This window comes from Streptomyces sp. MZ04, assembly GCF_004684775.1.
Lineage (GTDB): Bacteria > Actinomycetota > Actinomycetes > Streptomycetales > Streptomycetaceae > Streptomyces.
Genome location: NZ_SRIC01000002.1, coordinates 69,257 through 94,711 on the forward strand (window position 1 = coordinate 69,257; position 25,455 = coordinate 94,711).

Annotated in this window: 23 protein-coding genes and 1 pseudogene; 14 read left to right on the forward strand and 10 right to left on the reverse strand. The window is 67.7% G+C overall.

From position 1 onward, the window contains the following. Together E2651_RS01005 and E2651_RS01010 are read right to left on the reverse strand one after the other, a co-directional pair. Entirely contained in the window at positions 1–1,590 is a 1,590-nt protein-coding gene (locus E2651_RS01005) for a hypothetical protein (protein ID WP_135329017.1), read from the reverse strand. 206 nt (positions 1,591–1,796) lie between these two features. Beyond that, on the reverse strand, positions 1,797–2,519 hold the full coding sequence (locus tag E2651_RS01010) for a nucleotidyltransferase domain-containing protein (protein ID WP_135329018.1): 723 nt from the start codon (positions 2,517–2,519) through the stop codon (positions 1,797–1,799). A 1,507-nt stretch (positions 2,520–4,026) separates the two neighbouring features. Between E2651_RS01010 and E2651_RS01020 the strand changes: the two genes are divergently transcribed. Continuing rightward, the gene (locus E2651_RS01020) at positions 4,027–4,926 is read left to right on the forward strand and encodes a GNAT family N-acetyltransferase (RefSeq protein ID WP_135329019.1); all 900 of its coding nucleotides are present in this window, start codon (positions 4,027–4,029) and stop codon (positions 4,924–4,926) included. Positions 4,927–5,379: 453 nt separating this feature from the next. Then, positions 5,380–5,787, forward strand: a complete 408-nt coding sequence (locus E2651_RS01025; protein WP_135329020.1) for a hypothetical protein — start codon at positions 5,380–5,382, stop codon at positions 5,785–5,787. Between the two features lie 600 nt (positions 5,788–6,387). On the opposite strand, the gene E2651_RS01030 is transcribed toward E2651_RS01025, so the two are convergent. Further along, entirely contained in the window at positions 6,388–6,858 is a 471-nt protein-coding gene (locus E2651_RS01030; RefSeq protein ID WP_245238477.1) for a transposase, read from the reverse strand. A 349-nt stretch (positions 6,859–7,207) separates the two neighbouring features. Between E2651_RS01030 and E2651_RS01035 the strand changes: the two genes are divergently transcribed. Continuing rightward, positions 7,208–7,501 (forward strand): hypothetical protein, encoded by a 294-nt coding sequence (locus E2651_RS01035; RefSeq protein ID WP_135329021.1) that lies wholly within the window; start codon positions 7,208–7,210, stop codon positions 7,499–7,501. A 305-nt stretch (positions 7,502–7,806) separates the two neighbouring features. Here E2651_RS01035 and E2651_RS01045 read toward each other — a convergent pair whose 3' ends face one another. Both E2651_RS01045 and E2651_RS43605 read right to left on the reverse strand, forming a co-directional pair. Further along, the gene (locus tag E2651_RS01045; protein ID WP_167828643.1) at positions 7,807–8,217 is read right to left on the reverse strand and encodes a peptidase inhibitor family I36 protein; all 411 of its coding nucleotides are present in this window, start codon (positions 8,215–8,217) and stop codon (positions 7,807–7,809) included. A 46-nt stretch (positions 8,218–8,263) separates the two neighbouring features. Then, a complete protein-coding gene (locus E2651_RS43605; RefSeq protein ID WP_167828644.1) occupies positions 8,264–8,572 on the reverse strand; it encodes a hypothetical protein in 309 nt (102 codons plus the stop codon). Between the two features lie 575 nt (positions 8,573–9,147). Between E2651_RS43605 and E2651_RS44555 the strand changes: the two are divergent. From E2651_RS44555 to E2651_RS01065, 4 genes and pseudogenes are all read left to right on the forward strand, one after another. After that, a pseudogene (locus E2651_RS44555) lies at positions 9,148–9,656 on the forward strand (transposase); the annotation flags it as partial. Positions 9,657–10,180: 524 nt separating this feature from the next. Further along, entirely contained in the window at positions 10,181–10,798 is a 618-nt protein-coding gene (locus E2651_RS01055) for an RNA polymerase sigma factor (RefSeq protein ID WP_135329024.1), read from the forward strand. Further along, positions 10,791–11,777, forward strand: coding sequence for a CU044_5270 family protein (locus tag E2651_RS01060; protein WP_135329025.1), 987 nt, complete (start codon positions 10,791–10,793; stop codon positions 11,775–11,777). Before E2651_RS01055 ends, E2651_RS01060 begins: the two co-directional genes overlap by 8 nt. A 225-nt stretch (positions 11,778–12,002) precedes the next feature. Continuing rightward, complete coding sequence (locus E2651_RS01065) at positions 12,003–12,218, forward strand: hypothetical protein (RefSeq protein ID WP_135329026.1); 216 nt, start codon at positions 12,003–12,005, stop codon at positions 12,216–12,218. A gap of 900 nt (positions 12,219–13,118) precedes the next feature. On the opposite strand, the gene E2651_RS01075 is transcribed toward E2651_RS01065, so the two are convergent. The 3 genes from E2651_RS01075 to E2651_RS01085 all read right to left on the reverse strand — a co-directional run bounded on the left by E2651_RS01075 (position 13,119) and on the right by E2651_RS01085 (position 16,542). Then, positions 13,119–13,922: a phosphatidate cytidylyltransferase gene (locus E2651_RS01075; protein WP_209446032.1), complete on the reverse strand. Its 804-nt coding sequence runs from the start codon at positions 13,920–13,922 to the stop codon at positions 13,119–13,121. Continuing rightward, a complete protein-coding gene (locus tag E2651_RS01080) occupies positions 13,919–15,700 on the reverse strand; it encodes a histidinol-phosphate transaminase (protein WP_135329028.1) in 1,782 nt (593 codons plus the stop codon). The genes E2651_RS01075 and E2651_RS01080 overlap by 4 nt, the downstream gene beginning before the upstream one ends. A gap of 359 nt (positions 15,701–16,059) precedes the next feature. Further along, the gene (locus E2651_RS01085; protein ID WP_135329029.1) at positions 16,060–16,542 is read right to left on the reverse strand and encodes a diadenosine tetraphosphate hydrolase; all 483 of its coding nucleotides are present in this window, start codon (positions 16,540–16,542) and stop codon (positions 16,060–16,062) included. Positions 16,543–16,622: 80 nt separating this feature from the next. Here E2651_RS01085 and E2651_RS01090 point away from each other — a divergent pair, with 80 nt between their 5' ends. From E2651_RS01090 to E2651_RS01100, 3 genes are all read left to right on the forward strand, one after another. Continuing rightward, positions 16,623–16,808: a hypothetical protein gene (locus E2651_RS01090; protein WP_135329030.1), complete on the forward strand. Its 186-nt coding sequence runs from the start codon at positions 16,623–16,625 to the stop codon at positions 16,806–16,808. A gap of 56 nt (positions 16,809–16,864) precedes the next feature. After that, positions 16,865–17,656: a hypothetical protein gene (locus tag E2651_RS01095; RefSeq protein ID WP_135329031.1), complete on the forward strand. Its 792-nt coding sequence runs from the start codon at positions 16,865–16,867 to the stop codon at positions 17,654–17,656. Positions 17,657–18,084: 428 nt separating this feature from the next. Beyond that, on the forward strand, positions 18,085–19,824 hold the full coding sequence (locus E2651_RS01100) for a beta-N-acetylhexosaminidase (RefSeq protein WP_245238478.1): 1,740 nt from the start codon (positions 18,085–18,087) through the stop codon (positions 19,822–19,824). Positions 19,825–19,947: 123 nt separating this feature from the next. Here E2651_RS01100 and E2651_RS01105 read toward each other — a convergent pair whose 3' ends face one another. Together E2651_RS01105 and E2651_RS01110 are read right to left on the reverse strand one after the other, a co-directional pair. Then, complete coding sequence (locus E2651_RS01105; protein WP_135329032.1) at positions 19,948–20,730, reverse strand: phosphotransferase; 783 nt, start codon at positions 20,728–20,730, stop codon at positions 19,948–19,950. A 234-nt stretch (positions 20,731–20,964) separates the two neighbouring features. Continuing rightward, positions 20,965–21,321, reverse strand: a complete 357-nt coding sequence (locus tag E2651_RS01110) for a MerR family transcriptional regulator (RefSeq protein WP_135329033.1) — start codon at positions 21,319–21,321, stop codon at positions 20,965–20,967. Between the two features lie 169 nt (positions 21,322–21,490). Here E2651_RS01110 and E2651_RS01115 point away from each other — a divergent pair, with 169 nt between their 5' ends. From E2651_RS01115 to E2651_RS01140, 4 genes are all read left to right on the forward strand, one after another. After that, a complete protein-coding gene (locus E2651_RS01115; RefSeq protein WP_348541592.1) occupies positions 21,491–22,366 on the forward strand; it encodes an MBL fold metallo-hydrolase in 876 nt (291 codons plus the stop codon). Between the two features lie 279 nt (positions 22,367–22,645). Further along, positions 22,646–22,969 carry a hypothetical protein gene (locus E2651_RS01120; RefSeq protein ID WP_245238485.1) on the forward strand — a complete coding sequence of 108 codons (324 nt, stop codon included), beginning with the start codon at positions 22,646–22,648 and terminating at the stop codon, positions 22,967–22,969. 156 nt (positions 22,970–23,125) lie between these two features. After that, positions 23,126–23,848 carry a transposase gene (locus E2651_RS43610; RefSeq protein WP_245238479.1) on the forward strand — a complete coding sequence of 241 codons (723 nt, stop codon included), beginning with the start codon at positions 23,126–23,128 and terminating at the stop codon, positions 23,846–23,848. A 1,098-nt stretch (positions 23,849–24,946) separates the two neighbouring features. Next, positions 24,947–25,453, forward strand: a complete 507-nt coding sequence (locus tag E2651_RS01140; protein ID WP_135329035.1) for a DinB family protein — start codon at positions 24,947–24,949, stop codon at positions 25,451–25,453. Positions 25,454–25,455 lie beyond the last annotated feature (2 nt).

Genomic DNA, 25,455 nt, shown 5'->3' on the forward strand with positions numbered 1-25,455 from the left:
CTACATCTGTGCGATGCGCCGGTTCAGGGCGTCGATACAGGAGGCGGCACCTGATACGGACAAGCTGTCCAGCCACGCGGCGAGAGGCGGGACCGGTGCGTCCGGCTCAAGGCCGAGGAAGTCGGCGAACTCTCGGCTCATGACCTCAGGGGGGAAGCCGGCCTGGGGCAGGAGGGCGAGCAGTAGTGCCCGCTGCTCCTGGGCGGGGCCGGCGCGCAAAGCGGTGAGGTCGAGCGCGTCAGCCAGATGTTTGGTCACAGAGTCGCCGTCCCGCACCTTGGGAAACTTGAAGTACAGGGCGTGGGCATACGCGGGGATGAGCCGCTTGGGCCTGTTGCCCCGCACGGGGATGTCATCGATTCCGCTTCCGAACAATCTCCGGAGAGGACCGCCGAACCAGTCGCCGAAGATTCCGAAGAATGAGGGGGCGGCGGGAAACCACAGGTTGGTCCACCGTACGACGGCGAAGGGAGACCAGTCGTTGAGCACGGCCGCACCTTTCCAGCGGTAGGTGTACGGCCCCCCGCCGGGGCGGATTGGCGTTTGAGGAACCGGGGGGCACGTGACCAGCTCGTGCCGTGATACCCGCTCCTCGAAGTTCTTCCTATTGCGTGCGTACAGCAGGTCGGCGAAATACATGGGTGTGCCGCAGCTGATGAAATCGGTGATCAGCCACTGGTTGCCGCGCGCGCGGAGATCTTTCCATAGGGTCCGCTGGGCATTGCGGTAGGCGGACAGCTGGTCAGGGGTGGGTGTCTGGTCCGCATCCCGGCTCGGGAGCGCCGCTGCTTGCTCCTGGAAGTCTGCCAGCGACGGCGGATCTCCGGTCACGCCCGCATGGGTGCGATTGTTCATCTCGCCCCACAGATAGCTGATTCCGTCGTAGGCGATATAGGCGCCGAGACTGTGCGCGACAATAATGATGCGCTGGTACCGGGGCCGGTCCCGATATTTTGAGTTGTGTAGCTCCTTGAGGAGGTCGATGAATTCCTGGCGGATATCGTGCCGCACCGCATAGGAGCGGGGCGACGTGTCAAGATACCGCACCACGTCGACGAGGCTGCTCGTGATGAACTGCGGGACCACTTTGGTGACCAGGATGAGCAGAGCAACCCCGACCACCCCTGTCCCGAGAATCGCGGTGAAGAGGGTTTTGGCGAATTCTTCCTCGCTGGAGACAGGGTGCAGCTCGTAGATCTTCCAGCCAATGAAAAGAATGATGGCCCAGGAAGCAGCCCATGCGAAGCGAAGACCCGGCGGCCGCGGAAGCCTGCAGAGCAGCCTGAAGAATGTCGGAACCATGTCCCACAGCCGGTTGCCCTGCATCAGGTGTGCCCAGTGATACTCAAAGAACTCCGTCTGCGGACGGGCGCCCTGTGCGGGCGCCACGAACCGGCGGGATTCAAACGAGTCGGACACGATGTCCGGCCGCGAGTCGAACTCCCACTCCCAGACGTCCGGCTTCACCGGAGGCAGCCCGGCCCGGATGAATCCCGTCAGTGCGTCCAACGGGCGCTGCTCACCCATCCCGTGCACGATCACGACCGCCTGACGCTCGCGCCCGAGCCCGGCCTGTGGAGGATCGGCCATGAAGCCCCAATCATCGGATGCGGCGACGGCACCGCAGCTTCCCCCATAATCGGCTTCCTGGGCAGGGACCTTGAACCCGCCGTTCGGGTTCCTGGCGTACGCGCGCCGTGCCCGAGACCATCCGACCGACATGCTCCGCCGGAACGCCCCGACCAGCGAGTGGCTGCGGTGAGGTGTGGAGACGCGGCCGTCATGGCGACGACAACTCAGGCTCGCCAGGGGTGGGAGTAGCCCTCCAGCAGTGGTCCGCCGAGCAGGTCGAGCACCTGTCTCACCGCAGTGGCCAACAGCCGGGTATCGGCGTGCTCGGCTACGGTCTGGTGCCCATCCAACAGCGCTTTGCCCAGGGCCGGGTCTGCACTGAGCAGTCGGCGGGGGAGCCATTTGCCGATACCTGTCCAGGTACCGTGGTGGGCGGTGAGGTCTGCCGCTTTACGCAGCACCTGGTCGGCGAGGGAAAGCTGTTCGTACCGGCTGTCCGGTGGGGTGTCGGTCAGGTCGTCCAAGAAGCAGGTAAGAACGTAGCGACCGTGTTCCCACTCGGCTGCGCTGAGGGGTGGAGGCCCAGAGGCGAGGACGTCTTGGGCCAGCTGGCGCGTATAGGCCACATGCCCGTGAGGATCTGCCAGAGGCAGACCCTGGTCATAGACGAACAGGACGGTCCCGCGACGCCGGGCGCGGTCCCATGCGAAGAACTCCGGTATGTCCGCGAGGGTGTTCAGGAACAGTTCGACGATGCGGCCCTCGTGACGAATCACCTCCCGCCGACTGACATCCGAGTCGGGAAGGAGCACGGCTACGTCCAGATCGCTGGTCGCAGTGGCGCGCCCTTGAGCAGCGGAGCCTCCGAGTATGGAGCCCAGGGCATCGGGAAAGAGCTTGGTGACCACACGGGGAGCGTGGGCTTCAATAACTTCTTGATCATCCATTGGCGCTCATCCTGCCAGCCTGCGGATCTGTCACCGGGCTTCGAGATGGGCCGTCCAGTTGTTGGCGGCACGGTGGCGCCCTTGCTGGGCGGTGATGACGTGCAGTCCGAGCACGGGCGCGAGGACGACCGCGGAGATGTGCTCGCCGGGGCGAGGCCCGGGGAAGAGCCACCGGCGGGGGAGGGGAGTTTGCAGCCCAACCGGCCACCCGCCGACTGACTAGTTCCGTGAGGAGGACCGCGCGACTCCCCACCCCCCCGAGGTTCAAGATGGCCCCGGAGACGCGGACTTCGAGGGGCAGGGCGTTGTCGGTCAGGCACTGCTGGAGGATTTCCCAGGGGGAGTCCTCGTCGAGGCCGACGGGGTCGGCCTTGGCGCGGTGCGGGACGTGGAGGGGGCGGCTGTGTCCGCGGCGGTGGGCCCAGACGAACAAAGTCACGGACCTCGTAGGGGGTGCCGGAGTGCCCTGCGAGCCACCAGTCGACATCGCCCCCCTGGGTGACGTCACGGAGTACGAGTCCGCGCTCCGCCATGGCGGTTAGGAAGGCGGCTGCGAGGTTGATGCGGGTGTAGGCCCAGCGGATCCGGTGCTTGGAGCTTGTCGACCGTTGGTCAGCGCGGCGAGCGCGGCGAGCGCGGCGAGCGCGGCGAGCGCGGCGAGCGCGGGGCAGGAGGGACCAGCGGACGTAGGAACGTCTCAGCAGGGCGTGCTCGGGGTGGCGGCTGGTAACCCGGGCGAGGTGGCGTTCGATGCGGGCGGGCAGCTCAGAGCGTTCGGGCAGGGCCTCGTAGCTGGCCAGGATGCTTCGGAGGCAGCCGATGGTCTGAGCGCAGCCGCGGCGCAGGAGCCGGCGGCGTCCAGGTCCTCGTGAGTGAGCGGGCGTCCGATGGCGACGAGGTCGGCCAGCAGGCGGGCGGAGTGCGAGTTGCGGATCCAGCTGAGCGCTGTGCGCGGCTGTTCGCAGCCGGTCAGGGCGGCGCGCATGCGCAACATACTGACCGTCCGACAGTGCGGGGACCGTTTCGAAGAGTGCCGCGAGCTCGTCGTGAAGGGTGCACCGATCGCACAGCCCGCGGACCATATAGGAGCGCGGGCTCGCGCAGCGGGGACAGGCGTAACGATCGGTGTGGCCGACGCGGGGACCGCACACCCGGCGGCCGTCTTGACGGGCGATCAGAACTCGCGGCCTGTCGCAGCCCGGGCAGGTGCCGGGGTGGGTGCGCGACCTGCGGTAGCACGGCAGGTACACCGTCCCGAGCGGCCGCCGCGCACAGACTTGGGAGCACTCTGCATCGCCCCCGCGAACCCCTCCTTCAAGGGGCGCGGAAATCCGTGGACCGGCCCGTGGAAGATTACGTACTGTGTGGCTCCACGCCCTGAGATGGATGGAAGGAGGCGAGTGCCGTGCGGTTCACACCTTTCCAGCGCTCCCTCTTCCGCTATCCCGGCGTGGTTCGTCAATTCTGACCGGGAGCGCTCCAAGCAGCCTGTATCCCGGAGGAATCCATGACCGGTCCGGTCATCCGTGCGCTCTCCGCGAGCGACGCTCATCTCTTCGACGCACTCCCCGACCCCCTGGGCGCCCGTGAAGGCCATCGGCGTACCCGGTTCCGCCCTGACTGGAAGCGCGTTGCCCTGCGCGACGGCGAGGTCGTAGCACGCGGTGCGTGGTGGGGCGGCCCCGACGACTCGGAGCCCGTCAACATCAACTGGTTCGACGTGGCCGAGGGCGAGGAGGAGGCCGGGGCCGCGCTCCTGCGCTCTGCTCCCTGGCAGGTTGAACTCGAGATCAACCTGCCCGGCGGCTGGCGGGACAAGCTCGACCTGCGCGCCGGCGCCGAGGCACGCTTCGCCGCCGCACGAGCCGCTGGGTACGAACTCCTGGTGGAACGCTTCCTTTACCGCTGGACCCCGGAGCGAGGTCTGCCCGAGCGGCCCGGACGCCTGCGCTTCAGCGCCGAACCCGACGACGCCGTGTTCTTCGACGCGTTGCGCCGCATCCACTCCGTGACCCTGGACGCCCACGCGCTCAGGGCCATCGAGGAGGGCGGCCTCGACCAGGCCGCCCAGGAGGAACTCGACTTCTTCCACTGGTGCCCCTCCCCACGGGAGTGGTGGCAGATCGCGCACACGCCGGAGGGCGACCTGGCCGGCATCCACATCCCGGCCCACAACCCCTCCGGCCCGACCATCGGCTTCATCGGCGTTGTCCCGGAGCAGCGCGGTCGCGGCTACGCCTACGACCTCCTCGCGGAGTGCACCCACCTCCTCGTCGAGCAAGGCGCGGAGTTCGTCAGCGGAGCGACGGACCAGGGCAACTTCCCCATGGCCGCGAACTTTGCCAGGGCTGGCTTCCCCGTCATCAGTGAACGCATCAACTTCCACCCGGCGGGCCAAGCGGCCTAGCGAGGAGCAGCACGTGGTGAGTGGTCCGGTCCGAGGGCAGGTCCGGACCGCTTGTCAGTGCCCGGTGGCATGCTGGCCGACAGCGTGATCGACGGCGGGCGAGGGAGGCGGAGTTGGGCTCGACGGGGAGGTATGGCACGTGCCGGGCGACGGCGAGCCGGTCGGGGAGATCCTGATCGACGACACAGACATCCCATGGCTGTCGGGCCACTTCACAGCCGGCCCGGGATACGACGCGGTCCGCGACCTGTTGAGCCCGTGAACTCGCCCTGCTGGGGCGATACCAAGAGGAGGTCTGGGAGGAACGGGAGCGGCCTACGACGAGAGATCCGCAGGCCCGTAGACGAGGTTCATAGCGGGTGAACCGGCCCGCGATGCGCCCCATGGCCACTCAAACGCCTCCCGCAAAGGGGGCCTTGGGGCATTGTCTTATCCCAGCAATAAGCTCGGGCCATGAGTGTGTCCCTCTACTACTGCGCTAGCCGGGCAGTGGCGCTGACGCCGGCCGAGACGACTGCGGTCGAGCGCATCGTTGCTGGCCGCATGTCGTCCTTCCCTTATGAGGACGAGGAAGGCCTCTACCTGTACGACAACGACGACAACGACGACAACGACGACAACGACGACAACGAGCCGGACGAGATCGTGGACGGATCCACGAAGCTGCCGCCCGATGTCGCCCGGGTGCTGCCGGTGGTCGGCCATGTGCTGGGATCCGTAACCGAGTTGCGGCGTGCTCTGCCGGGCGCGGAGTGGCGTGTGCACCTGGACGATCTCGACGTTCCGTGGGACGAGGAGCAGGGTTACATGCTGCCGGGCACGGATGATGTGGACCTCATGGCCGCGCACGGCGACCTGTGACGGATCGGCCGTGGGCCTGCCCTGGCGGCCACGGGTGTTGATGGCCGGGTCGAGATACAGCCGTGCTCAGGCGGGCGGCTGCCAGGTGCGTATGGGGTAGGCGGCCTTGGTGGGGTGCACGCCTGGCTCTGTTCACGTCGCAGAGCAGCGATTCGACAGCAGTTCGGGCGGCAGCGCCCGCGCCGGATGTTCACGACTTCGGGCAGCAGCTCGCCGGAGACCGACGGGAGGCCATCTGCCGCCGTCCGGAGCGCGAGCCAAGGCGCTGGCTACGGGCGTGGGTGGCTGCCGCCATCGCACTGCTGCCGGGCGCCGGTGGGTGCCTCCCATTGTCATTGCTGTGCCCGACGGGCGCGCATCGTCCGGGTCGCCGGCCCCGTCCGCTTCACCTCGGCTGCAGCTGATACGGGGTGGGCTGATTCCAACGGGGGCACCTGGGCTCCGCTGTTACTGTCGCCTGCGCGATCATGACAAGCCAAGCGGGGGTGCCAGGGTGCAGTGGTGGTCAAGGCTGATGCGACACCGGGGCATGCAGTACGGCGCCGCTGCGCTGACACTGCTCGCGGTTCTTGTGGCGGGATGGTTCTTCGCCAGCGGCGGCTACGAGAATTGGCGCGATGAGAGATCCGTGGCTGCGCCGGCGACTTCTTCCAGTGCGGCGCGGACCGCCTCGGTGATCAGCTCCAGGCGGGTCAGGTCACGCACCGCGGCCAGGACATGCGTGGAGTCGGTGCGCTGGGTGGTGCGCTCGTGCACCAGGCCGGCCTCCTTGAGGCGGGCCGGCACGAGGTCGAGGAGGCGGTCAGCACGGTCGCCTTCGGCGAGACGATCGCGGAAATCGGCCAGCACGCTGTGGTGGAACCCGGGGTCATCCAGCTCCATGGCCATCGCGTACTTGAAGTCGATGCGGCAGCGGACCGCCTCGGCGGCCTGCCGGTCCGACAGGCCGAGCAGGAACTGCAGCACACAGACGGTAGCCAGTTGAGCAGGCGACAGGCCCGGACGCCCGTCACGCGGGTACCAGTCGGCGAAGTCCTCGTCACACCACAGTCCGTCCAGCCGATCGCGCACCCATATCGCCGTCGTGCCGCCCGGGTTGCTCGCCCGCGCGACCTGCGCAGTCAGAGGCGGGACCTGCTCACCGGAACGTGGGCGGAGGGACAACGGGCACCTCGACAGCTGCATCAGTCATCGGAACTACCCGAGCATGCCCGTTGACCATGCTGCCGCACCGCGAAACTCCAAGATCCCCGACAGAGTCAAGCTCAGGGGGGCGCACGGGCCTTCGCATCGACGGAAGAGCCGTGAGGCCGACGAGGGGCAGGTGCTCGCGGGTTTCCCGCACTCGTCTGGTAGCAGCGACACGATGAGGAAGCCGCGCTTCGGCTGCAGCCCGCCGTGGTGCTCGTAGGATGCCCGGATGCGCAAGCCGATACCGATGAACCGCCGTACCTGGGTTGCCGTGTGGGTGGTGCTGTGTGCGGCCGGTCTCGCCGTTACCGCCGAACTGAGCGCCTCCTCGGCACCGGATCCGTCGCCCGAGAAGTCCGTCAGTGCCGAGTGTGCCCAGTACATCGAGGACATCGAGAGGCAGTTGGCCAGGGCTGGGCAGGAAGGCGAGGAAGACGGAGTGCTGGGCTTCTCGCGAGTCCGGGTCGGCACTGAGGACGACTGCGGTGACGAGTTCCGCAACCACTTCGGCGGCGATCGGTGAGCCGCGGTAGCTTCTGGCTCGCCGCGATGGCAGGGGCAACCTTGGTCGGTGCCGGGGCGATCATCGCCGTGGGCGCCACGTCGGAAACGGAGCCGCGGCCCACGCCGCCGCGGGTGTACTCCTCCTGCCTGGCGGCGATGGTGCACCGACCCCCGTCACGCGGGTTCCTGCACAGCTTCTGACTGGCTTGATGTCGGGCAACGGGCGGCCAGAGGCTTCGGTGGCGGTGGCGGTGGCGGTGGCGGTGGGCAAGGGTGTGCCGCACCACTGAAGCGTGGTGCGGCACATCCTTGCCTATGGGGCTGTCAGCAATCGCTGGGGTCCACCCACTTGTGTGAGGAGCCCCTGTCGTTCGAGCTGAGGTCGTTGTCGTAGTTGTCGTACTCGCCCTTGTCCAGGCAGAACCAGTCGCCCTTGTAGTCGTGCTTGGTGAAGATCCGCACGGATGTGTTTCCGGTGCCGGTGCCGTTGTTGTACCAGGAGGAGTCTTTGTTCTCGATCTTGTTGCTCCAGTTCTTGGAGTTGCCCTCGGCGTGGCCCATGTATCCCCGGTAGTCCGGGTGTTGCCATGCGCAGACTTCACTGGTCGGGCAGTCGTTGAAGCCGCTGGCCCCCGCGCCGTCGGCTTGGGCGGTCGGCATGCTGAGGGTGGCGGCGCCGAGGGTGACCCCGGCGGCCGCGAGCAGGCCCGCGATGGACTTGAGCTTTCGGCTCATGACGTGTTTCGCCCTTCTCTGTGTTTTCTCTGTTTCTTTTTCTTGGCTATGTGGAACGCGCGATCTCCCGTGCCCGATGCACCGCTCTAGCGTCGATGGCTTTGAGCGCATCGAGTTCTCTCCGGTATTTCTCGCGCACCGCGGATGTGTGTTCCGCCGTCAACTCACGTGTGGCACCGGCACTCTTGCTCGCGCGCGAAAATCGACTGTCCCGCACCACTCGGCGATGTGCCAAGGCGCCCAGATTTCGCTCGATGACATGAGGGCGGAACCACGCATCCAGGCTGCCGAAGAGTTCCTTCTTCGCCGCTGCCAGACATCCGGTGGTGGACATTCCCACCGTGATGCCTTCCACCTGGGTCTCGATGTAGTGCTTACGTGGATCACCCGAGTACGTGCGGTGTACCGCCGCTGCTCGACCGCGGGCAGCCCTCTTGCGTACTGGGCGTTCCGATCCGACGCGGCCTGCGCCGATCCGTCATCGGAAGGCGGTGCGACGTGGTACTCGAACCCCTCCTCTCGCATACACCGTGCGGTCAGTACCTCTTGGGCGTGCTCGACCAATACCGCGTCGGAAAACTGCGTGTGCTGTGCCGTATGCGCCGTACAGCCGGAAAGCAGGATGATCAATCCGGTGGCCACTCCTGCCGATCGGACGTACCCCCTGTGGTCGCTCATTTCTCGATTTCTCCCCTGCGGCGATACGCTCCGATGCGAAACGACGTCCTGCGGTGTGACGTCCTCATTGCATCGCGCATCACGGACCCGGTCCACACGTGTCGGGCAGGAACGAATTCCTTGAGTGACCTCGATTCTTCGGCGTGGTGGGGTCGTTGAGCGGGCTGGTGGTTCGCCCGTAAGCTTGGGCGGCCTTTCTCGTGATCCTGAACTCTGCGACGAGACACAGGAGTTCACCAGGAAGGCCGTGGGATGAGGGTGCTCCAGCGGGCCTGCGAACAGAATGCGTTCGCGGAGCTGTCACGCTTTCGGACGGCCTTCTACGGGTGCCTTTCCGCGCGGGCCGATGCGTTCTTCGAGCTCACCGACGCGCTGCTGTGCGCGGACGGGCCAGTGAAGACGCCGAGCGGCGGATCGTGCTGACCCTGGACGTCTCCCCGTGGCTGCGCTCGGACGCGGCCTGTTCGCCCGAGCGTCGTCTGTTCTGCCACGTCCATGGTCGTTCTCGTGAGGCCGCGCAGATCATCCCGGTCTGGCCGTACTCGTTGGTCGCCGCGCTGACGCCGGAGCGCACTTCATGGACACAGGTCCTGGAGGCGGTCCGGCTCGGGCCCACCGACGATGCCGCGGCCGTCACCTCCCATCAGATCCGTCAGGTGGCCGAGCGGCTGATCGCGGCCAGCCAGTGGCACGACGGCGACAGAGACATCCGGGTGGTGATGGACGCGGGCTACGACGTGATGCGCCTGGCCTGGGTGCTGCGCGCGAACATCCTCTTCGAGCTCCTCGTCGACCGCTCGCCGGAGGCCTACGCGGCGTGGGCGTCCGAGTATTTCGAGACACCCGTCGGTGTCGAGGCCGCCCGCGCCCTGCTGTCCCAGCGCCCACTGACGCCGGCGATCGTTGCCGTGCTCAACCCGGAGGTCGAGCCCGCCGATCTGGCCGAAGACATCTCGGAGATCGGCTACCCCGCCTGAGGGGGCACGCGGTTCAGCTGACGGCGCATGTGCCGGACTTCGCCGTCTTCGCTGATGATGGAGTGCGGGTGGTGGACGTGCGGGCCCGCCGGGACACGCGCTACGAACCATGATCATCTCGTGCTCAGGATCTGCTTTCGATACATGCTCCAGGAGCCAGGAGCCAGGAGCCAGGAGCCAGGAGCCAGGAGCCAGGAGCCAGGAGCCAGGAGCCAGGGGGCTCGAGGGAACTCGCCGGGGGCGAGCGGCGAAGGAGAGATGAAAGCCCAAGCCTTCGAAGCATGTTCCCTTGAACGAGAGGAGCCCCGATGACCGTCGAGCCAGGCGTCCGCACGGTGGCGGAGAGTGATGCCTCGGTGATTGCGCGGTCCCGGGACGAGCCCGAGGCATTCGCTGTGCTCTTCGACCGATACGCGGAAGCGGTACATCGTTATCTGGCTCGTAGGCTCGGCGGAGAGTCGGCCGACGACCTCATGGCGGAGACCTTCACCACTGCCTTCCAGCAGCGGCACCGTTACGACCCCTCGCGGGCCACGGGCGATGGCGCCCGGCCCTGGCTGTTCGGCATAGCGACCAATCTGATCGGCCGACACCGGCGGGCCGAGGCACGCCGCTTCAAAGCCCTGGCCCGCATCCCGGCTCCGGCCGATCACGAGGAGCCGCTGGCCGACCGTGCCGCGGCCCGGGTGGGGGCGCAGGCCGTAGGCCGCGAGCTGGCAGCGGCACTGGCTGCACTGCCCGCGCGGCACCGGGACGTGCTGCTGCTGGTGGCGTGGGGCGGTCTCGGCTACGAGGAGGTGGCCCAGGCCCTCGGTGTCCCCATCGGCACGGTCAGATCACGACTGCACCGGGCTCGCGGCAAGCTACGCGAAGCGTTGGGCGGATCCGATCCAACGACACTGCGAGAGGTACCCGGCCATGACTGACGAACTCGAACTCCTGCGGGACTGGGACGCGGACGCGGCCCCGCTCACCGAACCGGCCCGGGCGAAGGCCCGCCATCGACTGCTGAACACGATGGCGCGCGCGGAGCGGCACACCGACGCCGCCCCCAGCCGCCGCCACGCACTCCGCCTCGCGACAGCCGCCGTGGCCGCTGTGGCGGTGACGGGAACGGCGGTACTGATCACCGAGGGCGGCGCCGGCGAGGGCGATCGCCCCGACCGTGCCGATCGCCTGTCGGGGACGGCGACCCCGCGGATGGGCAGCGTCAGCGCCGCAACGGTGCTGAACGGGGCGGCAGTGCGGACGGGTAAGCACGAGAAGACTGTGGCGCCGCGCGACGACCAGTTCATCTACTCGAAGCGGGTCATCAAGGAGACGGAGCGCAAGACCGGCGCGGTCAAGACCTATGAGGATGTGAACTGGGACTCAGTGGACGGCTCCAAGCGCTCCTTGACCATGGAGCTCGGCCGGGTGATCTGGGAGGAGCCCTTGGAGAAGGGCGAGGGCGTGTGGCCGCCTCGGGAGTGGAGCAAGCTGAAGAAGCTGCCCACCCACCCGAAGAAGCTCATCCCGAAGATCATCGGCGTCGGAACATCCAGCAAGCCGATCAGCGACTTCACAACGCACGACTGGTACGACGCCTACTTCATGCTCGGCGAGCTCCTGAAGTGGCCGGTGCTGCCCCAGGGACTGCGCCCTGCCGCGTACGAGGCGCTGGCCCTGGTGCCCGGGGTCAAAGCGATTCCGGGGGTGGAGGACTCTGCCGGGCGCACTGGGGTGGGGATCTCTTACCCCAAGAGTCCCTTCGCGAAGGGCAAGTACCTCATCTTCGATCCGGAATCCTATGAATTCCTGGGCTTCCGGGACGAGCGGACTTCGGCGTCCGGCGACAAGACGTACATCCAGCTGTCACACGTGGTGGACTGGGCGATCGTCGACCGGTTGAAGCAGCGCCCCTAGCCTTGCCGTTTCGTTCGGGTGTGGCTGTCGTCGATACGGACGCGCGAAAGTGCCTTCCTGGCCTGGGAATCCAGGCGGAGGGCACCTTCTCGGTTCGCCGATACGACGGGCTCGAAAGACAGACTGCGAGGCCTCAGGCTGGTGGCCCACAGTTTGCTCACTCTGAGCACTTCACTTAGGTCGCCGCCTGCGGGCGCATCGCCATCGCCCTGAGACCATGGCGGCGTGACCGAGCCCTCCGTAGAGCCACACCCCAAGGTCCAGATCGTGCAGGTGGACACCGCCGGCACCGACCTGCCCCTGACGGAGATCCGACGCTATCCCCAGGCGACGGTCACCGAAGTGGACCCACCTCACGCTGCTCGCCTCACCGGCACCGGCGCGGACGATCTTCCCCTCCGGGCCGGGGACCTCCTGCAAGGCATCAACCCAGCCGCCTGATCAAGCAATCCAAAGGTGGATCAGGGTGCCACAAAGAGAGCTGTTGGCCCGGCCAAGCACAGCATCCCGCCAGCCCAGCCAGGGGCCCACGAGAGCCCCCTTGCCGGAAAAGCGGGTGCTCCAGTACGAAGGGGTGGGCAGGATCCAGGCATGTCTACCGAGGTCAGCGGGACAATTGAGTGTCGGCCAGGTGTGCGCCTGTGGGGCCCGGACGACAAGGACTCCGCATGGCACGCCGCCATCGATCTGTGGCTGCTCAACATCGGCAACGCTTACGACGCGCTCGCCTGCCTTTTCGGAGTACGCAACACGTACGGCTTTCGGCACCCTGCAGCTCGGACCAGGCGATCCACGTGGTGCCGTACGCGCCGCTCATGGCGGAGTCGGCGTGTTCGGCGGTCAATCCGTCGGATGCACCGTGGCCCGAGCCGAGCGTTCTCCATGGCCGAACGGGCCAACTACGGCGCTCGGTCACACCTGTTGCGGTCGGGCCCCCGGGTGGGACGGGTTCGTATATTCGGGGGGATGCAGGAGAGACCTCCCCACACCGGCTGGCGCGGCACAGCGGCACAGCGGCATGTGCATGTGCCGCCGACCGACACCGTGGCAGCTGGTGTCCTGGCCCAGTGGGCGGCAGCGACACCGGTGCCACGCTGGACGCCACGTACCTGGATCTGGCCGGCGCCGATCTGTCCGGCGCCGACTTCTGGGCTTTGAGGACGCCGATGGGGACGGTGAGAACGCATCGGTCCGAGCGGAGCTTCTCGCCCCCGTTGCCGCGCGCGATGCGGGTGACGACGGCTTCGGTCCGTACGGGGATGGTGCCGCGGACGTGGGCGAGAAGCTGGGCGTAGCCGTCGGGCAGGGCCGTACACCAGCCGAAGTTCCTGAGCCCCTGAGTCAGCGCAGGAGGAGAAGTACGGCCAGGGCGAGGAGGAGTGAGTCGATCCGGTCGAGCAGGCCCCCGGAGCCGGCCAGCCAGTGAGCGGAGTCCTTCGCCTGCGCTCCTCGCTTGACCATGGATTCGAGGAGGTCCCCCGCCGGGGCGCCGACCGCCACCGCGACCGCCATCGGCAGGCTCAGCGCGGACAGCGCGGCGAGCACACCGAGGGCGGCCGCGGCACCGGAGAGGGTTCCGCTCCACCGCTTGGCCGGGGAGAGCGGTGACAGCGGTGGCCCGCCCAGCCGTTGTCCGGCGAAGTACGCGACGATGTCGCCCACCGAGACAGCGGCGAACAGGGCGAGCGCGGTCGCGCCGAGCGGCACCAGGGCGGCGAGCACGCTCAGCCAGACCAGCCCGAGCAGACCGGCCCCGAGCCGGCGCAGACCGTGGGTGGAGTCACCGGACAGGAGCGGGACCGCGGCGATGGACAGCGCGCCGACCGCCACCGCCCGCGCCTCGTGTCCGGGGGCCAGCCAGGAGGTCAGCACCACAACGGAGACGGCAGCGGCCAGTACGGCCCTGTCTGGCCGGGACAGACCCATCAGCCCGCCGAACTCCATCGCCGCGACCACCCCGACCACGAGCGCGAGGGCCGTCACCCCCGGGCTGCCCCACCAGAACGCTCCGGCGACCAGGGGCACTCCGACCGCCCAGCAGCACCAACGGACCAGCAGTTCGCGGCGGCCGGAGAGTGCCGCGGCGATCCCGCCGAGCGCCAGGGCCCCGCCGAGGAAGGGCGCGAGGGAGTCGACGGTGATCACCGGGCGTACCCGGCGGCGGCGTCGGCCGCGAGTCCGGGGGCCCGCCGCGAGGGGGAGCTCGGTCGCAGCGTCTCCAGCGCGGCTTCGTACGCCGCAACGATGCGCGCGTTCTCCGCCGCGTCCCTGACCGCGACGCGTACGGTGCGCCCTTCGTACTGCGGCGAGAGGGGCGACAGGTCGCGCAGGTAGACGTCGTGCCGGCGGCACTCCCGCACCAGGCGGGCAGCGCTCGGTCCGTCGTACGGCAGGGTGATGTTGAGGAAGTTCGCGACGCCCTCCTCGACCACGGAGGTGTCGGCCACCTGGGCGAGGTCGGTGGCCAGTCGATGGCGCAGGGTGTGGGTGCGCAGCCAGCAGGCGCGGTAGTGCGCGGGGTCCCGCAGGGCGGCCACGGCGGCGAGTTGTGCGGGAAGGCTCACCGCCCAGGGCGGCGTCCACCGGCGCAGCAGTGCCGCGGTGGCGGGTTCGGCCACCAGGTAGGCCGCCCGCACGCCGGACAGCGCGTACATCTTGGACAGCGAGGTGCAGACCACGACCCGCGGGTCTACGGCGGCCAGTGGGGCGAGCGACTCCGCCAGGTCCACGTAGCCGAGGTAGGCCTCGTCGATCCACCAGCGGGTCCCGGCCGGGGCGGCCGCGATCAGGGTGCGCAGTTCGGCGGCGGATGCGTGGCGTCCGGTCGGGTTGTTCGGGTTGACCACGACCACCAGGTCGTAACGGCCCGCCCCGACGACGGAGGCCAGCCGGGCGAAGTCGATCCGCCACCCGTCGCTCCGGTGCAACCGGAAGCGGTCCACCCGGCACCCGATCACGCGCTCGGTGACATGGGCGTATTCGCCGTACCCCGGATCCAGCAGCAGCACCCTGCTCTCTGGGGTCAGCCACCGGCCGAACGCTCGAAAGATCAGGTCCGACGAGCCGGCTCCGGTCAGGAGCGTCTCCACCGGCAGTGCCCGGGCCTTCGAGAGTTCTGACAGCAGGCCCTCGGCGCCGGTGGGAGGCGAGGTTCTGGCGTACCAGGCCGGGTCTTCCGTGAGCGCCGCACGTGCCTCGGGAGCGGGCGGGAACCAGGCGTCCAGCACGTCGGCGGCGACGACCTCGTGGCGCCGGTGCAACGTGCGAAAGTCCGTTCCAATGGCGGTGAAGGAGGCGCCGCCGTGTTCACAGCCGTCCGGCCCGGGCGCCCATTCCATGTCCAACTGCCAGTCCACGACGGAGCGGAACCGTTCCAGGGCGGTTCGGTACCGGGTGGTGGCGACCTGCGTCAGCCCGGCCACCTCGCCCGTCAGTACCTCGAAGGTCACCGCACCGCTGCGGACGGTGTGTCCGAGGGGCCGCAGGCCGGCCGCCAGGTACATGCCGAGCAGTTCGGTGCGGCCCATCGCCACCACCGTGCGGCCTCCCCGGGAGGAGATCCAGCGCAGGGCCGCGTACATCAGCAGCGGGGCCACCGCGGTGCTGCGCCAGCGCGGCTCCACGGTGAGGATGCGTACCTCGAAGACTCCATCCTCGGACAGCAGCGGCAGTTCGTCGCGGGTCAGGTACTTGTCGAGGCCGTAGCGGCCCAGCCACGGCGGGGTGAGGCTGACGAAGCCGATGCGGACCGGCCCTCGGGCCGCGACGAGGTAGACGTTGTCGCCGTCCAGCGCGTCGTGCAACCGTCGGTCCGGTTGCGGCGTGTGCTGACCGAGCTCCTGGGCGTACACGCGGTGCCTCAACTCGTGGACCCAGACCAGGTCCTCGGGAGTGGCAGCTCGTATGTGCAGGTCGCGACTCATGCATGTCTCTTTCGGCAAAAGGGGGCCTGGGGGCACGGAGGCCGACTGGCCCGGGAGCTCTGCCCCCTGAGGAGCAGCTGTGGTGAACAGGTCGACGACTGGATGCCGGGCCCGTCACCAGCAGGGGAGGAGAAGGCCGGAACGCACCTCGCGGAGGTGGGCATTCGCCGTTTCCTCACTGGAGGTTCGCGCCATAGGTGCATCTTTGGGGGTGCCGTGCGGCCGCGCATGAGTACGCGTACTTGAGTACGTGAGTAGTTGTCGTGGTGTGGTGCGGCAACGGGTGGAAACCTGCTTCCCGTCGCTCCCCGGCATCGCGGACACGATCGGATCCCTTCCTGCTGGGAGTCCCTTGACCATCACGGGTGTTGGGCACGCAGCTGGTCCAGTTCGCTGCCGATCGCATCTCGCAGCACGTCATGCTGCGGGCCGAGCTTGAATTGCTCGTCGCTCCACCGTTCACGCGGATAGAGCCAGACCGGAGCACCCACCACACTGTCCGGCTCCCACTCGAACCGCGGCCAGACATGCGCGTGCAAGAACGGGTCCGTATTCCCCAGGATCTCCAGGTTGACCCGTCGGAAAGCCGGGTCCAGCCGCCGACAGGCACGCTCGACCGCTTCACCGAGCTGGTCCATGTCAGACAGGAACGACAGCCGCTTCGCCCTCGGCAGGTCCGACAGCCGCTGCACATCCGGTTCGTCCACGAGCAGAACCGAGTAGCCCGGCAGGAACTGAACATCCCCGATCACCGCGAACCCCGACGTCAGCCGTCGCAGGACGGTCGGGTTCTCGTCCCTCAGCGCAGCCCCGATCCGGTCCATCCGCCAGTCACCAGGCATGGCCAAAATCTACATTCCGGTGATCAGGGACCGCTCTTCAAACCCCATCCGGCTGCGGGCTGCGGGCTGCGGGGCGGCCGATGCGGTCGAAGCCGGTCTCGGTGGCGACCGGGCGGGGCGAGGGTGCCTCGAACGTGGAGTCGACCCGGGTGCGGCTGAAGCGCCTGGCGAGCCGGGGCTGGCTCACCGAGGGCTCGCCGGGTCTGTTCGCCCTGCTCGACCCTGGCGAGGACCGCGGGCCGGGACGTGCGGGCTCTGGCGGATGAGGACTCTTCTTCCTACGTTCGGAAGTGCCGACTGTCCGTGCAGGAAGAACAGTCCGGTGGAACGGTACGACACGCCGTCGAGTGTTGACTCCTTTGAGGCGGCGACGAAATTGTTCGGGGCGCTCGTGACGGATCTGGCCTGTCCGGCCGCGGGTGAACTTCCCCATCACGCGCTGGAAGAGCTCCTTGAGGAGAAGGGCCGGGGCCTGCTGCGGCAGCTTTTCCAGGATCATCTGGATCTGCGGGAACGGCGCGAACAGCAGGCCGTGGTCGTGCGTCGTCCGCAGGTGATCGGCGCGGACGGTCTGCCCAGGCCACCCTTGGAGACGGGCCATCGGCGGCTGCTGGCCACGGTGTTCGGCACGGTCACGGTGACGCGCTGTGCCTGGCGGCGCCTGGAGACACCCAACGTGCACCCGGCTGATGCCATGCTGTCGCTGCCGAGGGGTCGGCACTCGCACGGCCTGGCCCGTCTGGCGGTGCGGGAGGCGACCCGTGTGTCCTATGACGCCTCGCTGGAGGCGATCGTGCGTCGGTGCGGCCGGGTGCTCGGCAAGCGCCGGCTCGCCGGCCTGCTCGTCGAGGCCGCGAAGGACATCGACGTCTTCTGCGACGCGAAGGTCGTCGAACCGTGCTCGGTTTCCACGGTGTTGGTGCTGTCGGTGGACGGCAAGGGCATCGTGATGCGGCCCGAGGCACTGCGGGAGGCCACCCGGCAGGCCGCCGCCAAGCGGCAGCACACCTTCCGCACCCGTCTCGCCGCCGGAGAGAAGGGCGCCCGAAAGTGCTGGCCACCCTCGGTGCGGTCTACGACTGCGGGCCGGCCCCGCGCCGCCCGCACGATGTGATCGCCCCGCCCGGCGGCCGCGCTGGTGACTACACGCCGCGGCCCGGGCCGATCGCCCAGGGCAAGTGGTTGTGCGGATCGGTCGTCCACGACGCCGAGCACGTCGTCGGGCAGGCCTTCGACCATGCCGAATCCCGCGATCCGCACCATCGACGGTGCTGGGTGGTGCTCGTGGACGGCGCCCGCCATCAACTCGACCTGATCCAGGCGAAGCCCGCCTCCACGATGCCGACGTGCACATCGTCATCGTCATCGTCATCGTCATCGTCCACGTTCTGGACTATTTGTGGTCGGCGAGCTGGTGTTTCCACCAGGCGCGCGATACGGCAGCCGAGGACTGGGTCGCCGGCCACGCCCTGGCCCTCTTGAACGGCAACGCCGCCGGAGCCGCCGACGCGATCCAAACCGAAGCCGACCAGGCCGAGTTGAGTGCCGAACAGCGCCAGGGCGCCGACACCTGCGTCCGCTACCTGCGTCCGCTACCTGCGGACCAAGTACGAGTTCCTGCACTACGACCAGGCCCTCGCAGCCGGCTGGCCCATCGCGACCGGGATCATCGAGGGAGCAGCTCGCCAAATCGTCGCCGACCGCCTCGAGATCAGCGGGGCCCGCTGGGGCCTCGCCGGCGCCGAAGCCGTACTGAAACTCCGCACGGTCAGCGCCAACGGCGATCTGGAAGCGTACTGGGAGTACCACCTCGCGGGTACTGTCTCGAACGCGAAGCTTCCCGTCATCCCGGCACTGCGTGAGTGGCATGGCGGCAGCGGCTCATACTCCTACCAGCCCGGCACACGCATCGTCCGTAGCCGTGCACACGCGGCGGCCCTGGCCATCACCGCTGCCACCTTCGCGGACGACCTCGCGGCTCTTACCGGACGGCGGCCCGTCCAGGCCGTCGGGGCAGCCGGCGAGGTACGCAAGGGCGACATCTTCCTCACGCTGGGAGCCCCGGACCGCACCCTGGGTCGGGAGGGCTATGCGCTCGGCTCCACCGACCGCCTCACGGTCTCCGCTCGCACGGACACCGGTGCCTTCTACGGCACCCGTACGGTCTTGCAACTCCTCAAGCAAAAGCGGACCGTCCCCCGGGGCACAGCCCGGGACTGGCCGACCAAGCCCGAGCGCGGCCTCATGGTGGATGTGGGCCGCAAGTACTTCACCCCGCGGTGGCTGGCCGCTCACATCAAGGAACTGGCCTACCTCAAGCTCAACTACCTGCACCTGCACCTGCACCTGCACCTGCACCTCTCCGACAACCAGGGCTTCCGTATCGAGTCCGCCTCACACCCCGAGGTTGTCTCCTCGCAGCACCTGACCAAGCGCCAGGTGCTGGACCTCATCGCGCTCGCAGCCCGGTACAAGATCACGGTGGTGCCTGAGATCGAGGCCCCCGGGCATCTGACTGCGGTCCTCGCCAAGCATCCACATCTTCGGCTCACCGACCGCACCGGCAAGGTCCGTGAGGGCGCCATCGACCTCAGCAAGCCCGGTGCCTATCAGCTCATCAAGGAGCTCTACACCGAGTACCTGAAACTATTCCCCGGGCCGTACTTTCACATCGGTGCCGACGAGTACGGCGCCGATGGCAACGGCTATCCGCAACTCCTCGCTCACGCCCGCAAACAACATGGCCCCAAGGCAGGCGTCAGGGACGCGTACCTCGGCTTTGTCAACTGGGCGAACCGACTGGTACGAGCCCACGGCAAGACGACACGGGCCTGGAGCGACGGCATCCACGGCGGCAACACGGTAACCGTCGACCGGAACGTGATCCTGGAGTACTGGTATACACACGGACTCACCCCTCAACAGCACGTGGACAACGGCCACCGCATCATCAACGCCAGCTGGCACCCCACGTACTACATCCTCGGCGGCAACACACCCGACACGGCCTTCGGCTACGAAAAGTGGCACGCCGATCTGTTCGAGGCCGGCGGCACCCTGAAGCCCCACGACCGGGCCCGGAACCTCGGAGCCAAGCTTCACGTCTGGTGCGACCTGCCCCACCTGCAGACCCAACAGCAGGTGGCAGCCGGGATCATGCAGCCCCTGCGCATGCTGTCCCAGCAGACCTGGGGTTCCGTACGACCCGCTCACGCCTGGGCCCAATTCCAGCCCATCATCGACACGATCGGCCGCAATCCGGCCTGGCCCAAGCAGATCTGACCCTCGCCCGAGAATGCGAACGGGCCTGCTCCAACGGGCCTGCTCCAACAGGCCGTTCGAAACAGGCCGTTCGAAACAGGCCGTTCGAGGCAAGAGCCTCGCGGTTGCTGTCGCGCCAGTGCCCTAGCCGCCGGCAGGGGTCCAAAAGGAGGTGGGTATCGCCTCGACCTCGAGGGCGGCTTGCCGCAGGTCGGCGGCAACCGGGAGAAGCGCGGTGTATACCGGGTTGCCGTCGGCGGCCATGTGGTCGATGACGTCGGCGTTCGTCCGGGCCCGTGCGGCCACCACGGCCGCGAAGGCCGACCGGTCGCCGTCGTAGCCATAGGCGTCGAGCAGCAGGTGCAGACGTCGGGACCGGTCCTCGAACGCGGTGAATCCAGTCCGCTCGGCCAATCGACGGGCCTGCAACGGCACCCAGGTCAACGCCATGAATGCCAGATCGAACTCGCGCGACGAAGGCCCAGCGGTGTCCCAATCGAAGAACCCGGCCAGATCGCCCTCGTGCCACACCGCGTTCCACGGGGCGGCGTCATGGTGCCCGATGACCAGCCCCGGCCGCCACGTCTGCCCGGCGAGCCAGCGCACCCCCGACGGTGGTACGAATGTCTCCGTCGCATCGTGCAGCCGGCGGGCCCACCTGCCGACACTCACCAACGCGGTGTCCGAATACACCCATGCGGGCCAGGGAAGATCCTCACCAGCGGTCTCGCCCACAAGATGGGTCAAGACCTCACGCCCTCGCGTATCCATCCCCAGCAGCCGGGGCGCCCCGCTGAATCCCACGGCCTCCAGATGACGCAGCACCGCATGCACGGCAGGCGTCCAGGGCTGCACGGGCCGGTGGACCGCATCACCGATCCGCACCGCACCCACGGTCCGCCCGCCAGGCAGACGCTGCTCTTCCATGGCCCGGTTGTATCGCACGCCGACCATCCGCGCAGCCACATTTCCTGCCCCCAGCCGAAGCCATTGCCGCAACTTCACCCCGGTCAGCGGACCTTCGACAAACCGTGATGAGGACGGCCTCCCACGCACATGCGGACGTGGATACTCACTCAGCAATGACCTTCACGAAATTCCGGTCACCCCCGGGCCCGCCGACCTGATGGTCGGCGGGCCCGGGGGGTCAGTGACATCTCCTCAATCAGCCGGCTGCAACGGGCATCCGGTGCCGACGCGCACCTCGAGTTCGGCTCGCAGGGCGGCGAGTTCGGCCATGCGCGCGTCGATGACTTGGATCTTTCCCTTGAGCAACGCGGACAGTGCTTCCGCGGTATCCGGTGCGTCGCGCAGTTCCTCGCCGTGCCGGGCAATCTCCGCCAGTGAGAATCCGAGCGCCTGCGCGGTGCGGATGTAGTGCAGCCAGGGCACTGTCTCGGGCGGGAAGTCGCGATAGCCGTTGGTCAGCCGTCGGCCTGCGACGAGGCCGAGTTTCTCGTAGAACCGGACGGTGTCCTTCGTGATGCCCGCTTGTGCGGCCAGCTCTCCGATACGCATGCCCCTCCGTCAGATCATGGCTTGACCTTGGAGCGTACTCCACTGTTTAGCGTGAAGCATCGCCGTCCAGCGCGATACCAACGTGGCTCGCCACGACGGTGACCTGACTGTTCGTCACCGATTTCGAACCACATATCTGGAATTCGAACCACATATCTGGAAGGGGAACATGATGCGCATCCATCACCTGAACTGCGGCACGATGCAGCCGGTCGGCGGCCGGCTCGTCAACGGCAGCCGACTGCCGTTCCAGACCGCCCGGATGATCTGCCACTGCCTACTGATCGAGACCGACCAAGGATTGGTGCTTGTGGACACCGGGGTAGGCCTGCGAGCCATCGCCGACCCCAGGCGATCCCTGGGCCGCGAATTCCTGTTTCTCACCCGTCCGCGTCTAGACCTCGCCGAGACGGCGGCGCACCAGGTGACCGAGCTTGGATACGCGGTCGACGACGTCAGGCACATCGTCCTGACCCACCTCGACCTCGACCACGCCGGCGGGCTGCCCGACTTCCCCAAGGCAAAGGTTCACCTCCACGCGACCGAGCACCAAGCCGCGATGAGGGCCGCCACACGGGCTGAACGTATGCGATACCGAGCCGACCAATGGGCCCACGGGCCCGACTGGGTCACTTACAACCCCACCGGCGGAGACCACTGGTTCGGCTTCGAGTCCGTACGACAACTCCAGGGAATCCCGGCCGACATCGCGCTGATACCGCTACCTGGGCACACCCGCGGCCATGCCGGTGTGCTGGTGCGCCGCCACGAGGCAACGGACAGCGCAACCAGCCCCCGCTGGCTGCTGCACGCCGGGGACGCCTACTTCTCCCACAGCGAGATCGATCCCCTCGCTCCACGCTCCACACCAGGACTGGCCCTCTTCCAGACCCTGGTCCAAGTCGATGGCCCTGCCCGCCACCGCAACCAGGCCCGGCTGCGCGAACTGGCCAAAGAGCATGGCGATCAGGTGGAAATTTTCTCCGCCCATGATCCGGTCGAATTTGACCGCTACCAGCAAAACGAGCCGCGGACCATTGCGTAAGAACGCCACGATCGAGCCAGTAGCTCAGTGAGAATCTGCGAATCCGCAGCACGTTGCCACTGTGTTCGTCATGGCGAGTCATCACCGGCTTCAAAGACTTGGCCGCCTGGCCCCCCGACTCCGGCCGCGTCAGCGGGAACCTGCACCCACCACAGTGCTACCACCGAGGCCTCCTGCGGGCCTGCTTCTCCGCCATGGCGAGCCTTACGAGGCTGTGAGCGAAGTTCCCGGCTCACGCGGGGTCGTCGTCGACGTGGGCAGGGCCTGGAGTCTCAGGTGATGTCGCCACCCAGATGGCAGCTTCATGCAACGGGAACACGCGCGGTCCTGGACCAGGAACTGGCCCGTTTTGGCGAACATGCCGTCGATGCTTCCATGACGCTGATTGCGCCGGACGAATCAGCCGAGTCCATGATGGTCGCGGCGCTGTCCGAACGGGACTGGGACGTCGTCGTCATCGGGGGTGGGATACGCAAGCCTGAACCTGTGCTGACGTTCTTCGAGCAGGTCGTGAACTTGGTCCGGCAGCATGCACCGGGGGCCGCGATCGCGTTCAACACCAGCATCGACGACAGCGTCGAGGCAGCCATGCGGTGGCTATGAGACCCAGCCCGGCAAAGATCAACTGGGATGGGTAGAAGTCGGGCGTGACGTGGAGGCGGCCGCACGGGTTCCTCGTGTGTGACGACGAAGGAATGGGCCCGTGCGGCCTTGTCCCATCCAGCCTTCACGGGTATTTCTCATGCGCATCTCGGAGGTTTGATCGAGGAGTCGGCCGCTCCATGGACTGCCTGCTGTCAGTCCGCGCTGCAGGAGCGGCGAGGCGGAAAGCGCAGGCAGCAGCCGGGCGCCGGGCCGAAGCACGACCTGGTGTTCACCGACCGGGTGCTGGTCACCCTGGTCCACCTGCGTCACCAGCTCCCGCACGCCGCTCTTGCGGAGCTGTACGGCCTGGAGCGGTCCACCATCACCCGGGCGATCGGGGAGATCCGTCCGCTGCTGGCCGAGCGGGGCTTCGCCGCCCCCGACCGGCCCGGGGTGCGGCTGCGCACGCCGGCAGACGTGTTCTCCTACGCCGCCGCCGAGAACGTCACCTTGCGGATCGACGGCACCGAGACCCAGGTCCGCCGCCCCAAGGCCCACCGGCCTGGCCGCTGCGCGTTCGTCTCCGGCAAGAAGAAGCAGAACACCATGAAGACCACCACCATCAGCGACTCCCAGGGCTGCACCCTGTGGTCCGGGGCCGACCGGCCCGGCCGCATGCATGACCAGACTGCGATGCGCACCGAGGGCATCGCCGAGCAGCTCCGCCTTCACTCGCAGGTGAAGGTGAAGGTGAAGGTGAAGGTGAAGGTGAAGGCGGAGGTCGACGAGGGCTACCGAGGGCTGGCCAACGAGTTCCCCGACCAGGCCAGCGCCCCGCCGAAGAAACCGAAGGAGGATGCCCCACTCGGCGAGCAGTACGCCTGGCGCGAGATGTGACGCCGCCAGTCATCAGCGCGGATCTGCGTCGAACACGCCAACGCCGAGCACAAGCAATGGCGCCCCCTGCAACGCTTCCTGGACGGCGCGAGCACTACCCAGCGACCCCACCGTGCCATCGCCGGCGCCTGGTCTCCGACCGCGCCGCCCAGCGCGCCACCCGACGCACGCCGAGCACCGAACTCGTGCCCGTCAGCATGACGGCCTGCTGAACCGCCCACCAGCCGAACGCTCAGGCCAGCACGCCCCGAACGCATTCGCTCACAACCTCGTCAGGTCCTGCCCGGCCTCACGGACGTATGACGACCGGAAAGGCCGCGAGGACAAGAACCACAAGCAGGCTGTCCTCTCGCTCGCGTGTCGGCGGGCCGGCGCAAGACGGATAGCAGCCAGGACGACACTGGAAGCACTTAGCGGCCATGGGGGATTCAAGTGAACAGGCGGGCTGTCACGTCGTATCCGAGAGCCGTGGGGCACGCGGCATTGCTTGGCCTAATCCCTGCGCTCGTGTTCGGCGCAGTGGCCTGCTCCAGCGAAGACAGCTCCGACGGCCGCGCCCCGGCCTCCTCCACTCCGCTCGCGTCAGACTCACCTTCGACCGAGGCCCCAAAGAGAGAGGAGGCCAACGCCGACGGGATCCTCATCCGAAGGAGGTGCCGAACCTTGGTGACGACGCCCTCAGTTTCACGACCGAACGCTTCGCTCACGTCATCATGCGGATCGGTGCCGTGGAGGTCATCGTCAGCACCCCCGAGAAGGAACCAGCCCGCGTGCCGAGGCTTGGGCCCGTGTCCTGGACCAGCGAATTCGCTCGGTGATGGCGGGCCGGTCTCCCACCGCCACACTTGGCTCTTGAGCCACAGTCGCGGAGGATCTTGTAGTTCTTCATGTGGCCGATGAAATGTTCCACGCGGGCGCGGACCTTACCGATAGCCCGTCGCGTCAGTGTCGCCAGGGCCTGTCCGGCGGATCATGCCGGGCGGCCCACCGGCGCTGAATCGGTGTATCGACCCGCCGGACAAGGGGCTGGGTGAAGCAGGTTGGGTCCGTCGTTAAATACCTCGACATCGGTCGTGGTGATCGGGGACGCTTCGCGCGATGACCAGAATCGATGACACGCCACCTGCGTGGGACGAGCGCACCCAGCTCACCACGTTTCTCGACTACGCACGTAACACCGCCCGCGCCAAGTGTGATGGCGTCTCTGCGGAGAACGCATGCAAGGCGCTCCTGCCGGGCTCACCGCTGATGACCATGAGCGGAGTGATCAACCACCTGCGCTGGGTCGAGTACTACTGGTTCCAGGTGGTCTTCCTCGGCGAGGAAGACCGGGGCCCCTGGACCGAGGAGGACCCCGACCGCGAGATGCGTATCGCCGTCGACTTCCCGCTCACGCAGTTGCTCGACGCATACGTGGAACAGAGCGCCCGCTACCGCGAACTGGTCGCCGGGAACGGCCTGGACAAGCAGGCCCAGCGAACCATCCGCAATGGCCTCCACGTCGACCTGCGCTGGATCCTCCTCCACCTCACCGAGGAGACGGCCCGGCACAACGGCCACCTGGACATCCTGCGCGAGATGCTCGACGGCACGACCGGCGACTAGAT